Origin of the sequence: Rhodococcus sp. 27YEA6 (assembly GCF_044908235.1) — a bacterium.
In the GTDB taxonomy this organism is placed as follows: domain Bacteria; phylum Actinomycetota; class Actinomycetes; order Mycobacteriales; family Mycobacteriaceae; genus Rhodococcus_F; species Rhodococcus_F qingshengii.
In genome coordinates, this window is sequence record NZ_JBIYCY010000001.1 from 330,693 (window position 1) to 345,994 (window position 15,302).

Genomic DNA, 15,302 nt, shown 5'->3' on the forward strand with positions numbered 1-15,302 from the left:
AACAGTGTTCGGGAACGTGGAGGATCAGATGACGCGGGTGTTCGAGAACAAGGCCGATCTCCTGGGGGCGGTCGGTGAAACGCTGGGCTCGAGCGAGTGGGTCGAGGTCACCCGCGAGATGGTCCATCAATTTGCCGACGCGACCGGTGACCATCAGTGGATTCACGTCGACGACGAAAGGGCAAAGCGTGAATCACCTTTCGGCGGTCCGATTGCCCACGGGTATCTGACTCTCTCGCTCCTGCCGCTTCTGTCGAAGTCCGTGTACCGCATCGATGGGGCGAAGATGGTCGTCAACTACGGGTCCGACAAGGTTCGATTCCCGAGTCCGGTGCCGGTCGGAGCCAAGGTTCGAAACACTGCAGTGCTCTCCGCGATTGAAGAGTTGCCGAACGGTTCACTACAGAGTCAGATCACCAACACCGTCGAGATCGAAGGCGTGGGCAAACCTGCCGTCGTTGCGCAGACCGTCGCGCGAATCTTGTTCTGAAATCCTGCAAGAAGAAAGCAGACTCCACATGAATCTCGAACTGACCACTGAGGAAGTTGCGTTCCGCGAGGAGATGCGAAAGTTCTTCACCACCGAATTCTCGCCCGAACTTCGAGCACGTGCAGCCGGATTCGGAAAGCTGACTCGTGAGGACATCGTTGCGGGTCAACAGATTCTGAACGCACACGGGTTGGCGGTTCCACACTGGCCGGTCGAATGGGGTGGCAAGGACTGGACTCCGGTTCAGCGCCACATCTATTCCGAGGAAATGCAGTTGGCGTCGGTACCCAACCCGTTGCCGTTCAACGTGAGCATGGTTGGGCCCGTTATCGCTGCCTTCGGTTCGCAGGAGCAGAAGGAGAAATTTCTCCCCGCTACGGCCAACGCCGATATCTGGTGGTGCCAGGGTTTTTCGGAACCAGAAGCCGGTTCGGATCTCGCTTCACTCAAGACGGCCGCTGTCCGTGACGGCGCGGATTACATCGTCAACGGTCAGAAGACGTGGACTACTCTCGCTCAGCACGCCGAGTGGATCTTCTGTCTGGTTCGCACAGATGCCAGTGCCCAGAAGCGGCAGGCCGGAATTTCGTTCTTGCTCATCGATCTGGCAACTCCCGGCATCACGGTTCGCCCCATCAAACTGATCGACGGCAGCGTCGAGGTCAACGAGGTGTTCTTCGACAACGTCCGCGTACCTGCGGAGAATCTTGTCGGCGAGGAGAACAAGGGCTGGGACTACGCCAAGTTCCTGCTCGGCAACGAACGCACGGGGGTCACACGGGTCGGGTTCTCCAAAACCCTTGTCGCCACGGCAAAAGAGAAGGCGCGGGAGGTCCGCGTCGGAAAAGGCACACTCCTCGAGGATCCGTTGTTCGCGGCTCGGTTGGCTGAGTTGGAAAACGAACTGCTTGCACTGGATCTGACTCAACTGCGAGTTGTGGCGAGTTCGGCAGACGGCAAGCCGAACCCGGCGTCCTCGCTGCTCAAGCTCCGCGGCTCCGAATTGCAGCAGGCAGCAACGGAATTGCTGATGGATGTTGCGGGTCCGGACTCGTTGCCGGTGAATACGGTCGAGATCGACTCGCCGGAGTGGGCGCAGCAAGCGGCGCCGCGCTACCTGAACTACCGGAAGGTTTCCATCTACAGCGGATCAAGTGAGGTGCAGCGCTCCATCATTGCCTCCTCGATTCTCGGATTGTGAGCATCTGACATGAATTTCGAACTCGATGACGAGCAGACGATGCTTCGCGACACGACGCGCGAATTGCTCAACCGCAGCTACGACGCGGAGAAGCGTAACGCCACCTCGGCCACTGACGAGGGATGGAATGCCTCGGTGTGGAAGCAGTTCGCCGAGCTCGGGCTGCTCGGCCTGCCATTCGCGGAGGCCGACGGCGGGATGGGCGCTGGGCCGGTCGAGACCATGGTCGTGATGACCGAACTGGGCCGCGCGCTTGCACCCGAGCCGTATCTGGGTGGTGTTCTGATCCCCGGCGGTTTGATCGCGGCTGTTGGTTCGGCAGATCAGCGGGCGCGGCTCCTGCCGGCGCTCAGCGACGGGACCACTCTGTCGGCCTTCGCGCATACGGAACCCGGCACGCGCTGGCCGGTCGCCACTGTCACGACCAATGCATCGCAGGAGGGATCGGGGTGGACGATCACCGGCGTCAAGAACCCAGTTCTGCAGGGCGACAGCGCGCACGTCGTGATCGTCAGCGCCACACTTCCAGGCGGCGGCCCCGGGCTCTTCCTGGTGGATGCGGAGGGCCCAGGTGTCACACGGAGCACGTACGCCACCCACGACGGCCGTCGCGGTGCGCAGTTCACGTTCACCGATGCCGCGGCCGAACCACTTGGTGAGGGCGGCGATGTCACGGCCGCGATCGTCGAAGCAGAGGTTCGGGCGCAGGCAGCTCTGTGCGCCGAGTCGATCGGGATCATGACCGAAGCTCTGCGACTGACGACGGAATACCTGAAGCAGCGCAAGCAGTTCGGTGTTCCGCTCGCGAAGTTCCAGACGCTGACTCATCGTGCGGCCGACATGTACGTGGCGCTCGAACTGGCGAGCAGCATGAGTCTGTACGCCACCATGGCCATCGCCGACGGAGTGATCGATCCGACCATCGCGTCGCGAGCGAAGCTGTCTGTCGGTCGCGCCGCGCATCAGATCGGTCAGGAAGCAATTCAGATGCACGGTGGTATCGGTATGACAGCCGAGTATCCGGTCGGGCACTACGTCTCGCGGCTGGTGGCCATCGAACACACTTTGGGCGCATCTGACGATCACCTCAGGGTGCTGGCCGCCGGCGTCTCGAACTATTCGATGGTGAACGTCACCGAGTAGATCGGTGGTGAAGATAACGGGAGGTCACGCGCAGGTCGCGTGGCCTCCCTTGTCTGTGCGGGGGCCGACCCGCGGTATTCGCGGTCAAGTAAAATTCCTGTGATCAGTCCGAGAAGAGAAAGGGATCGAAGTGACCGCGCATACCGAGCAGCTCGAGTTCCAAGCAGAAACACGTCAGCTGCTGGATCTGATGGTTCATTCAATCTATACGAACAAGGACAGCTTCCTTCGTGAGTTGATCTCCAACGCTTCGGACGCGCTGGACAAGCTCCGCCTCGAGTCTTACCAGGACAAAGACCTCAACGTCGACGTCTCCGATCTGCATATCGAGATCGACATCGACAAGGCAGCACGCACCCTGACCATCCGCGACAACGGCATCGGCATGTCGCGTGACGAGGTCGTCGACCTGATCGGCACGCTCGCCAAGTCCGGCACCGCCGAGGTCCGTCGCAAGCTCAAGGAAGCCAAGGATGCAGCGGCATCCGAAGAACTGATCGGTCAGTTCGGCATCGGCTTCTACTCCACGTTCATGGTCGCGGACAAGGTCACGCTGCTGACCCGCCGCGCCGGTGAAGATCACGCGACGCGCTGGGAATCGACCGGCGAAGGCACGTACACGCTCGAGCATGTGAACGAGGCGCCTCAGGGTAGCTCCGTGACCCTGCACCTGATGCCCGAGGATTCCGAGAACGGCCTGCACGACTACACGTCGGAATGGAAGATCAAGGAACTGGTCAAGAAGTACTCCGACTTCATCGCGTGGCCTATCCGCATGGATGTCGCTCGTACGTCGACGCCGGCCGAGGGCGAGGAGCCCGAGGTCACCATCGAGACCGAGACGATCAACTCGATGAAGGCTCTGTGGACTCGTTCCAAGGACGAGGTGTCCGAGGACGAGTACAAGGAGTTCTACAAGCACGTCAGCCACGCCTGGGACGAGCCTCTCGAGGTCATCCCGATGAAGGCCGAAGGTACTTTCGAATACCAAGCGCTGCTGTTCATTCCGTCGACGGCGCCGTTCGATCTCTTCATGCGTGAGCGCAAGGCCGGCATCCACCTCTACGTCAAGCGCGTCTTCATCATGGACGACTGTGAAGAGTTGGTGCCCGATTACCTGCGTTTCGTCAAGGGTGTCGTCGACGCACAAGACCTCTCGCTCAACGTCTCTCGTGAAATTCTGCAGCAGGACCGGCAGATCGCTGCCATCCGTCGTCGTCTGACCAAGAAGGTCCTCTCGACCATCAAGGACATGAAGGCGAACGAGCCCGAGAAGTACTCGACCTTCTGGACCGAGTTCGGACGCGCGCTCAAGGAAGGCCTGATGGCCGATGCCGACAACCGCAAGACGCTGCTCGACATCTCGTCGTTTGCCTCGACCAACAGCGAAGAGGGCGTGACCACTCTCGCCGAGTACGTGGAGCGCATGAAGGACGGTCAGGAACAGATCTACTTCATGACGGGCGAATCTCGTCACCTGATCGAAAGCTCTCCGCACATGGAGGCTTTCAAGGCCAAGGGCCTCGAGGTTCTGGTTCTCACCGACCCGGTGGACGAGATGTGGGTCGACGCTGTCTCGGACTTCGACGGCAAGACCTTCCAGTCGATCGCCAAGGGCGAGGTCGACCTCGACACCGAGGACGAGAAGAAGGCGGCCGAGGCCGAGCGCGAAGAGAAGGAGAAGGAATTCGGCGAGCTGCTGACGTGGCTGACCGAAACCCTGTCCGACGACATCAAGGAAACGCGTCTCTCGACGCGCCTGACCACGTCGGCTGCCTGCATCGTCGGCGACGCGTTCAGCATGTCTCCGACGCTCGAGAAGATGTACAAGGCTTCGGGTCAGCCTGTTCCACACAGCAAGCGCATTCTCGAGCTCAACCCGGAGCATCCGCTTGTCTCGGGTCTGCGGGAGGCGCAGGCCGCCAATGACAATGCAGAGAACCTGACGGAGACGGCTCAGTTGCTCTACGGCATGGCGTTGCTTGCCGAGGGCGGTGAACTGAGCGATCCGGCGCACTTCACGCGCCTGCTGGCCGATCGTTTGGCTCGCACAGTCTGATCTCGTCTAGCTCGCTCGAACTCCCGGCACTCACCTTCATCGGTGGGTGCCGGGAGTTTTTTCTTGATCGTTTTCTAATGAGGACCGTTTCTGTCCGCAATAACTTCTAACGTAGTTCTCACAGGGCACGAACCCACGAGCGAAGGAAAACATCATGAATGCACCGATCACCACCGTCACCGGCGAGCGCGCGGATCTCCTCCAGAGCCTGCGTCGGCATCGTGAATTCCTTCTCTTCACCGTCAAGGACCTCACCGACGAGCAGGCCGCTTCGAGGCCGACCGTGAGTGAACTGTGCCTCGGCGGATTGATCAAGCATGTGGGTCAGGCGGAAAAGGGATGGGTCGACTTCATTCTGGAAGGGCCGGCCGGACTTGGTGGGGACTTCGACCCGACCCAGTGGTCGGAAGAGATGCAACAGGAACGGGCGAACGAATTCGCCATGGTCGAGGGTGAAACCTTGGCAGGCATCGTTTCCGAGTACGAGGGGATCGCGGCCAGGACCGACGAGTTGGTGGCCTCGCTGGACAGCCTCGACATCTCGCATCCACTGCCGTCGGCGCCGTGGTTCGAAGCGGGAGCTCGCTGGTCAGCGCGGCGCGCATTGCTGCACATCATCGCCGAGACGGCCCAGCATGCGGGCCACGCGGACATGCTTCGCGAAGCCATCGACGGTTCCAAGACGATGGGTTGATGGATGGATTGATCCACCGAGATGTTTACACATCACACAAATATGTAACACTAGTGTCTATGAGCACCGAAAAGTCTGCCTTGCAACCGCCGATGCAGTGGGACGCCTGGGGCGATCCGGCCAAGAAGCGTGAACTGTCGGACGCAGTCACATCATTGTTGACCGGATTTCTCGGTGTCTCCGCACCGACTCGATCGCGTCTCGCCATCGAAGACGTCCAGGTGGCTCCGTCCGCTATGGCCCAGTCGCATGTCGAAGCGCTGTCCGGGCTGGTCGGGGCCGAGTACGTCAGTACCAAGGATTCCGATCGAATCCTTCGGGCCGGTGGCAAGAGCACCCCGGATCTGCTTCGCCGTCGTAGCGTCGAGCCGCAGGACGCACCGGACGCAGTCGTCACTCCAGGGACAGACGCAGAGGTCGAGCAGGTTCTCCGATACTGCTCTGCCAACCGGATCGCAGTGGTCCCGTTCGGTGGTGGCACCAGCGTCGTCGGCGGGCTCGATCCCATTCGTGACGGGTTCGACGCAGTTCTTTCTCTCGATCTGCGCAGGTTCGATCAGCTTGTCGGGTTGGACGAGGAATCGGGCATTGCGACGTTCGGCGGCGGAACTACCGGCCCACGGGCCGAGGAGCTTCTGCGTGAGCACGGTTTCTCGGTCGGGCACTTCCCGCAGAGCTTCCTGTTCGCCACTCTGGGCGGGTTTGCCGCCACCCGGTCTTCGGGGCAGGCGTCGGCTGGATACGGGCGCTTCGAGGACATGGTTCAGGGCCTCACCGTTGTCACCCCGAGTGGAGTGATCGAGACCGGGCGTGCGCCGGCATCCGCTGCAGGCCCCGATCTGGGTGAGCTCTTTGTCGGCTCCGAGGGCACCTTCGGCGTCATCACGCACGTGCGTGTGCGGGTTCACCGTCTGCCCGAGACCACCGTGCGCGAAGGGTGGAGCTTCCCCGACTTCGCCACCGGCGCAGCTGCATTGCGTGAGCTTGTCCAGGAAGGATCGGCTCCGACCGTGCTGCGGTTGTCCGACGAGGCCGAGAGTGGCGTGAATTTGGCGACCACCGACAAGATCGGCGAGAACGCCTTCACCGGTGGTTGCCTCGGCATCACTACCTACGAGGGCACCGCTTCGCACACCGCTGAACGGATGGCGGAGGCCCGCGCAATTCTCACCGCTCACGGCGGCACGTCGCTCGGTGAGGAGCCCGGAAACAGCTGGGAACACGGGCGATTCGATGCGCCGTATCTGCGTGACGCTCTGCTCGACGTCGGCGCACTGTGCGAAACCCTCGAGACGGCAACCACCTGGGGTAACCTCGCGAACCTGCGCTCCTCGGTCACCGAGGCGCTGACCAAGGCTCTCGTCGAGCAGGGGACTCAGCCGCTCGTGATGTGCCACATTTCGCACACCTACAAGACCGGTGCTTCGCTGTACTTCACCGTCGTCAGCGCGCAGACCGAGGATCCGATCGCTCAGTGGCACAAGGCGAAAACTGCCGCTGGCGATGCGATCATCGCCGCCGGTGGCACGATCACCCATCACCACGCTGTCGGCGCCGATCACCGCCCATGGATGAAGGACGAGATCGGTGAACTGGGCGCGAACATCCTTCGCGCAGTGAAGAATGCAGTGGACCCTGCCGGCATCCTCAATCCTGGAAAGCTGATTCCGTGACCGAAACCCGCAGTCAGATCGAGAAGGTTACCGTCCTGATCAATCCGATGGCGGGACATGGTCACGCGCCTGCGGCAGGACGCAAAGGTGTTGCGCGACTGCGCGCTCGGGGAGTTGCCGTCACCGAGATCATCGGAACCGACGCCGACGACGCCAAGAAATTGGCCCGTCGTGCGATCGAGGAGGGTACCGACGCGCTGGTGGTGGTCGGCGGTGACGGTGCCATCAGCATCGGATTGCAGGCTGCCGCGTTGACCGATACTCCTATCGGGCTCATCCCGGCGGGCACCGGTAACGATCACGCCCGTGAGTTCGGCATTCCCACAGGCGATCCCGAGGCAGCCGCCGATGTGATCGCCGACGGCGTCGTGCAGCAGTCCGACCTGGCGAAGATCACGCTGGCCGACGGTTCCGTCGTCTGGTCGGGAACGATCATCGCGAGCGGATTCGATTCGCTGGTCAGTGAACGGGCCAATCGGATGTCGTGGCCCAAGGGACCGATGCGCTACAACTTGGCGATGCTCGCCGAGTTGGCGAAGATGAAGCCGCTGCCGTACCGGATCGAACTCGACGACGAGGTCATCACGGTGGACGCGACGCTCGTGGCTGTCGGCAACGGCCGCTCGTACGGTGGCGGCATGCTCATCACTCCGGGCGCGTCGAAGTCTGATGGGTTGCTGGATCTGACCGTCGTCGGGCACGGTTCGAGGTTGCGTCTGGTGCGCCTGTTTCCGCGGGTGTACAAGGGAACTCACGTCTCCTTGGATGCGGTGCAGACGTATCGGTCGAAGAAGGTGCGGTTGGTCTCCGAGGGCATCATCGCCTACGCGGACGGTGATCGGGTGGGGCCGTTGCCCATCACGATCGAGGCAGTTCCCACGGCGCTCAACATCTTGACGCACACTCGGATCTGAGTCGGTTCTGCCGGGCACTAGGTAGCGGTGGTGTCAGACTTCTCGGATGAACGAATCGACGAAGTCGGCGCACCGCCGCGCTGCGTGGACGTTGGAGAAATGGCAGCTAGCCATCGACATCCCGTTGACCGCTGCGGCCTGCCTGTTCTTGGTGGCGTACGCGTACCAAGTGCTGGCGCAACCGACGGGCCTTCCACATCGTCTGACCGAATGGACGATGTGGGCTGCGTGGGTCGTTTTTGCCGTCGACTACGCAGTTCGCCTGTGGTTGGCACCTGCCCGCGGTCGCTGGTTCGTCAGGCATCTCTTGGACTTGGCGATGGTGGTGTTGCCCATGCTGCGTCCGCTGCGCCTACTTCGGTTGGTCACACTGCTTGCGATAGTTCACCGCTCGAGCGGGCAAAGCTTGCGTGGACGGGTGGTTATTTACGCCACTGGTGCCACGGCCTTGCTGATCGGTGTCGCGGCGCTGGCCATGCTCGATGCCGAGCGTCACGCGCAGGGCGCTGCCATCACGTCGTACGGAACGGCATTGTGGTGGGCGATGGAGACGGTCACGACCGTCGGTTACGGAGACATGGCGCCCGTTACCACGACCGGGCGCATGATCGCCGGAGCATTGATGATCGGCGGAATTGCGTTGCTGGGCATCGTGACTGCCACACTCGCTTCCTGGTTGGTCGAGCGCGTGGCGGAACAGGACGAGGCATCCCAGGCCGCGACGCGTAAGCAGGTGGCGGACCTGTCGTGGCGCAGCACGCGTCTTCGGACAACTGACATGCATCGCAGCGAACAATAGAACGATAGTCTGATAATCTTGCGTGATGGTGGCGACCCACGGATTTCAGCGCGCGCGCAGGCCTGAGCAGATCGAAGCACGTCGGTGCGCGATTCTCGATGCGGCCCGCGCGATGCTCGGGTCCAGGCCTGTCGCCGACATCAGCCTGCGTGAGCTCAGTGAGAGCGTCGGACTGGCGAAATCCAACGTGCTTCGCTACTTCGACAGTCGCGAAGCCATCTTTCTCGAAGTGCTCGACGAGAACTGGGTTGCGTGGTTGGACGGGTTGTCCGAGTCGTTGACCCCGACCGGTGACGACTCGCCGTTCGCCACTGAAATCCATGTGGCATCGACGGTTGCGGAATCGCTTGTCGCACAGCGTTTACTGTGTGAGTTGATGAGCGTCATGGCAGGTGTCCTCGAAAGAAACATCTCCGTCGACTTCGCCCGTGACTTCAAGAAGCGGGCAACGGTCAACTCGGGAAGGTTTGCGTCGCTGATTCATTCGCAATTGCCTCACCTCTCGGAGGGCGACGCGGCTCAATTCGCCAAGGTAACCCTGGTGATTGTTGCAGGCTTGTGGCCGACTGCCGAGCCTGCCGAATCCATGGTCGTCGTACTGAACGAGATGCAGGCGCCCCCTGCTGCCGACATGTTCGCAACCGGCCTACGTGAAGGTCTGATCAATCAGCTCGTCGGGCTGTCGGCGCGAGCGGCAACCCGAACGAGCTGAGCCCGTTCAGGCGCTGTGCAGCGTCAGGACGGTGATCTCGCTCGGTGCGAACACGCGGAATGGTGGACCCCAGAACCCGGTTCCGCGGCTTGTGTACAACTGCGTGCGGTCGCCGTGACGGGTGAGCCCGTGCACCGACGGTTGATCGAGTTTGACCAGAAGGTTGAACGGCCAGATCTGTCCGCCGTGGGTATGACCGGCGAGCTGCAGATCCACTCCCGCGGAAGCGGACTGAGTTACCTGCTTCGGTTGATGGGCGAGCATCAGGATCGGCAAATCGGGGTCGGTGCCGGCAAGGGCCATATCGAAGTTCGCGCCGTGACCGTCGAGCTTCGATCCCAGAGCGGTGGCGTCGTCGACTCCGGCGATGACCAGGTTGTCGCCGCCCTTGGTGACGACGAGGTGCCGGTTGTGCAGGGCATCCCAGCCGATCGAGGTCATGTAGTCGAGCCACTCCTGAGCCTCGTGGAAGTACTCGTGATTCCCGGTGACGTAGACACGAGCGAGTCTGGCTTCCACCGACGCGAGTGGGGTGGCTTGGCCGAGGCGCTGCTCCACTGTTCCGTCGGCAATGTCACCGACGTGGGCCACGATGTCGGCGTCGAGATCGTTGACTGCCGCGATCACGCGCTCGGACCACTTCTCGCGATTGATCGGCCCGAAGTGAGTGTCGGTGATCGCGACTACCCGAAGTTTGTCCATCCCCGCACCAAGGCGGGGGATGGTGACGTCGACCTGCTTGATCCGTGGCAGTCTCATGGCTTCCCGATAGCCCCAGATCAGCAGAACGGCCGAGGTGATCAGTGCCGCAACGGCGACGATCCTCGATCGAAGCGGGTCATCCACGCCGCCGACGAGCAGTCCGAGCCTCAGGACTTCACCGAGCAGGGTCCACACGAACACGACCCAGATGATTCCGAGGAGGGCGTCGCCGACCAGGCGAACTGGATCGCGGTCAGTGTGTCCGTGGCTGAGCATCATGGTGGCAGGCAGGGTGATCAGGAGGGCGGCAAATAGAACGGTGCCGAAAACTGCCACCGCTGTCGGCCAGTCCGGCCGGACGAACAAGCTCCACCACGGGTACACGAACAACAGAGCCAAGATCGACGCGACAATCGCGGATATGGCAACGATCCGCAACGGTCTGCGGCGCGGAACTCGAGCGACGTCGGTCGCCTGGGGTGTAGTCACCCCGTCCAGAGTAAAGGTCCACTGGTCTATTAACAAGGGGACGGTGGTCCGCTATCGGAATGTCGGTGTTCTCGGATAGGTTTCCGAACGTTGAAACTCGGCCAGTGATCAGGTGGGTGGCGTATGGAGAAGTACGACGTCAAGAAGGCATACAAGGATCTCTATTCCCCCGGGCGCCGCGATTTTGCCCTCGTGACCGTCCCGCGCTTCGGCTACTTCGCCGTCGACGGTCACGGTGATCCCAACACTGCCACCGAGTACTCCGAGGCGCTCGAAGCGCTGTATTCGGTGTCCTACGCGACCAAATTCGCGAGCAAGAAGGAACTGGATCGCGACTTCGTCGTGGGCCCGCTGGAAGGGTTGTGGCGGGCAGATGACCCCGAGGTGTTCGTGACGCGGGACAAGTCGTCGTGGGATTGGACGATGATGATCTCGCAACCGGAGTGGATCACGGAGACCGAACTGTCTGCGTCGATTGACGCAGTCCGGGCCAAGGCAGTGCGGGCCAAGAAGGAGATTGCCGCTCTCGACAAGGTCAGGTTTCTCGAGTTGGAGGAAGGTCTGTCCGTCCAGATTCTTCACGTCGGCTCGTACGACGACGAAGCTCCTACCCTGGACCGGCTGCACAACACGTTCATCCCGTCGAACGGCCTGAGCTTCAACGGCGATCATCACGAGATCTATCTCAGCGACGCTCGCCGTACACCGCCCGAGAAACTGAAGACGGTTCTGCGTCAGCCTGTTTCGAGGTAGCAATCAGGGCTCGAGGCCGCGCAACTTCTCGAGGTCGCGTCGCTCGCGTTTGGTCGGTCTGCCGGCGCCACGATCACGTCGCGGAATGGACGCGATCAGTTCGGGCGGTGGTGGGGGCGGCGAATTGTCCTGCAGGCAATCGGCGGCCAGCACCGCGCTGACTCGTTTCGTGATCGGCTTGACCACGACGACAATGCGTTCGATGCCGGATACACGCACCCGCACCTCGTCGCCGGCTTTCACCTGCTGAGCCGCCTTTGCCGACGTTCCATTGACCCGAACGTGTCCCGATCGGCAGGCCGTCGCCGCCTGCGAGCGTGTCTTGAACAGCCGAACCGCCCACGTCCAGCTGTCCACGCGGACACTGATCGCGTCGGAGGGGAGTTGGGCTGGCACGCACTCCAGCCTACCGACGAGTGCTCACAGACCCTGCGCGCGGATGCCCGAGTAGGCGCGCGGCGCATACCGCAGTCGTAGCGGCAGCAGATGCCAGAACCGATCTGTCAATGTCAGGAAGCGGGCGAACCAGAAGTACATCCGTTCGTCGCGCGGCGTCCATTCCCATTCAAGGGTCTTGCGTGCCTTCTCCGGCATCAGTGCCTTGCCGATCCAGTTCGCCACGGCCATCGTGGGGCGAGAGCTAAGACGCCACAGCCACGTCGGAACCTTCGGAGCCGGTGCGATGTCGTGCTCGGCGATGCGCGTCGACCATTTTGTGGTGTGGGTGTTGATCAGGTGGTTGTCGAGCATGTCTTCCCAATACGTGCGGAAGCTGACGTAGTCGTCGAAAGCCGGTCGATCGGTGAGTCCGTAACAGCGCCACCAAGTTACGGCCTCACGGACAAGTTGGTCCTTCTGCTCCGCCGTGAACTTCTTGTACGCGAATCGCTCGTTGAAATCGAGTATCACCTCGAAGAACGTGACGTGTGTCCACCAGAAAGTGTCAGGAGCGAGGGCGTGGTAGCGCCCGCCGGTTTCGTCGATTCCTTTGAGATCGGTGTGGAAGTTGCGAACGAGCGTGCCTGTGCCCTCTTCGGTCCGGTCGTACACGACGCCGTAGATGGGCGGCAGTGAGCGGAACAGGCGGTCGAGCGGGTTGTCGAAAAAATTCGAATGGTCCTGCAGCGCTCCACTTACCGCGGGATGCATGTTCTGCAGCGTGCCTGCGCGTCCGAGATACAGCAGACCGCGAACGTCGCCGAAGTGTGTCCACGTCAGGGAACCGGGGCCGATCGGATCGGCTCGTAGTTCCCGGGGCTCTGGTCGCGCCTGGGGCTTAGGTCGACGAGTATCGGTGTCCGGATCGCTGCTCATCTGGTTGACCCTCCGCCTGCGCTCATGTGACAACGGTTGTTGTCAAATGATGACTTTTGCTGCGCCGCGCGAATTTGTCAATGGATTCGGCTAGATCTGCCCGAAAACAACTCCGGCCCCTCACCTGCAACAGGTGAGGGGCCGGAAGAGTGAAGCGGTCGGACTCAGGCGTATTCGTAGAAGCCGCGACCGGTCTTCTTGCCGAGGCGACCGGCGTCGACCATGCGGCGAAGCAGCGCCGGCGGAGCGTAGTGCGGTTCTGCGAATTCCGCGTACAGCGACTCCGCTGCTGCGAGAGCGATGTCGAGACCGACGGTGTCGAGCAGCGTCAGCGGGCCCATCGGGTAGCCGCAGCCGCCCTTCATGGCCTCGTCGATGTCTTCTGCTGTGGCGTAGCCGGATTCGAGCATCCGGACAGCCTGGCACAGGTACGGGATGAGCAGAGCGTTGACGATGAAGCCCGAACGGTCGCCCGCGCGAACCGTCTTCTTACGCAAGGTGTTCTTGGCGTAGTCGGTGACGGCGAGAACGGTCTCTTCGGACGTCGTCAGGCTGACCACGATCTCCACGAGCGGCATGACCGGCACGGGGTTGAAGAAGTGAACGCCGACAACCTGGCCGGGGCGCGAGGTGGCCTTGGCGATCTTGATGACGGGGATCGACGACGTGTTGGTCGCCAGAATGCCTGCAGGCTTGACGATCTTGTCGAGCTTGCCGAAGATCTCGTACTTGAGAGCTTCGATCTCGGGAGCAGCTTCGATCACCAGATCGCGATCGGCGAACTCTTCCATGTCCAAGGTGACGCGGACGCGTGCGATCGCGGCGTCGGCTTCTTCCTGGGTGATCTTGCCCTTGGCGACGCCGCGGTTGATCGACTTGGCGATCCGTTCGCGGGCAGCGGCGGCAAATTCTTCTTTGGTTTCGAGCACCAGTACCGAGCTACCGGCTTTTGCACAAACTTCGGCAATGCCGGCACCCATGGTGCCGCCGCCGATTACGCCTACGAGTTCCACAATTCTCCTCAAAAATTAGGGGCAAGCCCCTGTGCGCCGTTCCGGTAGTCAGAACTACCAGAAAGGCGCACAGGGGCGCGAAGTGCCTTACTTCAACAGCGCACGCGACATCACGACGCGCTGAATCTGGTTCGTGCCTTCGTAGATCTGCGTGATCTTGGCGTCGCGCATCATGCGCTCGACCGGGAAGTCGGTGGTGTAGCCGGCGCCACCGAACAGCTGCACGGCGTCGGTGGTGACCTCCATGGCAACGTCCGAAGCGAAGCACTTCGCCGCAGCGGAGATGAAACCGAGGTTCTTCTCGCCGCGCTCGGCGCGAGCAGCGGAGGTGTAGACCATCAGACGTGCGGCTTCGACCTTCATCGCCATGTCCGCGAGCATGAACTGAACAGCCTGGAAGTCGCTGATGGACTTGCCGAACTGCTTGCGGTCCTTGGTGTACGCCAGCGCCGCGTCGAGTGCGCCCTGGGCCAAGCCGACAGCCTGAGCACCGATGGTGGGACGCGTGTGGTCGAGGGTCTCGAGTGCCGTCTTGAAGCCGGTGCCCGGTTCGCCGATGATGCGGTCCCCGGGGATGCGGCAGTTCTCGAAGTACAGCTCGGCGGTGGGGGAGCCCTTGATGCCGAGCTTCTTTTCCTTCGGTCCGACGACAAAGCCCTCGTCGTCCTTGTGGACCATGAAGGAGGAGATGCCGTTGGCGCCCTTGTCGGGATCGGTGACAGCCATGACGGTGTACCAGGTGGACTTGCCGCCGTTGGTGATCCAGCACTTGGAGCCGTTGAGGATCCAGTCGTCGCCGTCAGCCTTTGCGCGGGTACGCATCGAAGCGGCGTCGGATCCGGCTTCACGCTCGGACAGTGCGTACGACGCCATTCCGCCGTTGACGAGGTCTGGGAGCACCTTGGACTTGAGCTCTTCGGAACCCTTGAGGATCAGGCCCATGGTGCCGAGCTTGTTCACAGCGGGGATCAGCGAGGAGGATCCACAGACGCGGGCGACTTCCTCGATGACGATGCAGGTGGCGACGGAATCGGCGCCCTGGCCGTCGTAAGCCTCGGGAACGTGGATGGCGTTGAAGCCGGACGCGTTGAGAGCGGTGAGCGCTTCCTCGGGGAAACGTGCGTTCTCGTCGACGTCCTTGGCGTACGGCGCGATTTCCTTCTCGGAGAGTCCGCGGATAGCAGCCCGCAGTTCGTCGTGCTCTTCGTTCAGTGCGAAGAGATTGAAATCCGGGTTTCCTGCCATGGGAACGCTCCTTGGTGAAGGTGGCTTGAAGGCGGTCGGTGCGGCTCCGGCGTTACCAGCGAGATTCGCGGACAGACCGGTGCCCATGACCCCAGTCAAAC

Annotated in this window: 15 protein-coding genes; 10 read left to right on the forward strand and 5 right to left on the reverse strand. The window is 61.9% G+C overall.

Going from position 1 to position 15,302, the window contains the following annotated elements:
- Positions 1 to 28: 28 nt before the first annotated feature.
- The 9 genes from ABH939_RS01665 to ABH939_RS01705 all read left to right on the forward strand — a co-directional run bounded on the left by ABH939_RS01665 (position 29) and on the right by ABH939_RS01705 (position 9,685).
- Positions 29 to 490, forward strand: a complete 462-nt coding sequence (locus ABH939_RS01665) for a MaoC family dehydratase (protein ID WP_042925055.1) — start codon at positions 29 to 31, stop codon at positions 488 to 490.
- 28 nt (positions 491 to 518) lie between these two features.
- Positions 519 to 1,691, forward strand: coding sequence for an acyl-CoA dehydrogenase family protein (locus tag ABH939_RS01670; RefSeq protein WP_404649232.1), 1,173 nt, complete (start codon positions 519 to 521; stop codon positions 1,689 to 1,691).
- 9 nt (positions 1,692 to 1,700) lie between these two features.
- The gene (locus ABH939_RS01675; protein ID WP_204855397.1) at positions 1,701 to 2,834 is read left to right on the forward strand and encodes an acyl-CoA dehydrogenase family protein; all 1,134 of its coding nucleotides are present in this window, start codon (positions 1,701 to 1,703) and stop codon (positions 2,832 to 2,834) included.
- Positions 2,835 to 2,964: 130 nt separating this feature from the next.
- Entirely contained in the window at positions 2,965 to 4,893 is a 1,929-nt protein-coding gene (gene htpG / locus ABH939_RS01680) for a molecular chaperone HtpG (RefSeq protein ID WP_020909088.1), read from the forward strand.
- 154 nt (positions 4,894 to 5,047) lie between these two features.
- Positions 5,048 to 5,587: a DinB family protein gene (locus ABH939_RS01685; RefSeq protein ID WP_030535159.1), complete on the forward strand. Its 540-nt coding sequence runs from the start codon at positions 5,048 to 5,050 to the stop codon at positions 5,585 to 5,587.
- A 92-nt stretch (positions 5,588 to 5,679) separates the two neighbouring features.
- A complete protein-coding gene (locus tag ABH939_RS01690; RefSeq protein WP_042452763.1) occupies positions 5,680 to 7,260 on the forward strand; it encodes an FAD-binding oxidoreductase in 1,581 nt (526 codons plus the stop codon).
- Positions 7,257 to 8,174 (forward strand): diacylglycerol kinase, encoded by a 918-nt coding sequence (locus tag ABH939_RS01695; RefSeq protein WP_007731349.1) that lies wholly within the window; start codon positions 7,257 to 7,259, stop codon positions 8,172 to 8,174. The genes ABH939_RS01690 and ABH939_RS01695 overlap by 4 nt, the downstream gene beginning before the upstream one ends.
- A 46-nt stretch (positions 8,175 to 8,220) precedes the next feature.
- Positions 8,221 to 8,973: a potassium channel family protein gene (locus ABH939_RS01700; RefSeq protein ID WP_099697547.1), complete on the forward strand. Its 753-nt coding sequence runs from the start codon at positions 8,221 to 8,223 to the stop codon at positions 8,971 to 8,973.
- A 25-nt stretch (positions 8,974 to 8,998) separates the two neighbouring features.
- Positions 8,999 to 9,685: a TetR/AcrR family transcriptional regulator gene (locus ABH939_RS01705; RefSeq protein ID WP_007731351.1), complete on the forward strand. Its 687-nt coding sequence runs from the start codon at positions 8,999 to 9,001 to the stop codon at positions 9,683 to 9,685.
- Positions 9,686 to 9,691: 6 nt separating this feature from the next.
- Here ABH939_RS01705 and ABH939_RS01710 read toward each other — a convergent pair whose 3' ends face one another.
- Positions 9,692 to 10,876, reverse strand: coding sequence for a metallophosphoesterase (locus tag ABH939_RS01710; protein ID WP_054827071.1), 1,185 nt, complete (start codon positions 10,874 to 10,876; stop codon positions 9,692 to 9,694).
- Positions 10,877 to 10,999: 123 nt separating this feature from the next.
- Between ABH939_RS01710 and ABH939_RS01715 the strand changes: the two genes are divergently transcribed.
- The gene (locus tag ABH939_RS01715) at positions 11,000 to 11,629 is read left to right on the forward strand and encodes a GyrI-like domain-containing protein (RefSeq protein WP_007731353.1); all 630 of its coding nucleotides are present in this window, start codon (positions 11,000 to 11,002) and stop codon (positions 11,627 to 11,629) included.
- Between the two features lie 3 nt (positions 11,630 to 11,632).
- Here the strand turns inward: ABH939_RS01715 and ABH939_RS01720 are convergent, their stop codons facing one another.
- From ABH939_RS01720 to ABH939_RS01735, 4 genes are all read right to left on the reverse strand, one after another.
- Positions 11,633 to 12,025: an RNA-binding S4 domain-containing protein gene (locus ABH939_RS01720; protein ID WP_029256216.1), complete on the reverse strand. Its 393-nt coding sequence runs from the start codon at positions 12,023 to 12,025 to the stop codon at positions 11,633 to 11,635.
- Positions 12,026 to 12,049: 24 nt separating this feature from the next.
- Positions 12,050 to 12,943: an oxygenase MpaB family protein gene (locus ABH939_RS01725; protein ID WP_054827072.1), complete on the reverse strand. Its 894-nt coding sequence runs from the start codon at positions 12,941 to 12,943 to the stop codon at positions 12,050 to 12,052.
- Positions 12,944 to 13,107: 164 nt separating this feature from the next.
- Positions 13,108 to 13,956 carry a 3-hydroxybutyryl-CoA dehydrogenase gene (locus ABH939_RS01730; RefSeq protein ID WP_003940434.1) on the reverse strand — a complete coding sequence of 283 codons (849 nt, stop codon included), beginning with the start codon at positions 13,954 to 13,956 and terminating at the stop codon, positions 13,108 to 13,110.
- A gap of 87 nt (positions 13,957 to 14,043) precedes the next feature.
- Complete coding sequence (locus ABH939_RS01735) at positions 14,044 to 15,201, reverse strand: acyl-CoA dehydrogenase (RefSeq protein WP_003939784.1); 1,158 nt, start codon at positions 15,199 to 15,201, stop codon at positions 14,044 to 14,046.
- Positions 15,202 to 15,302 lie beyond the last annotated feature (101 nt).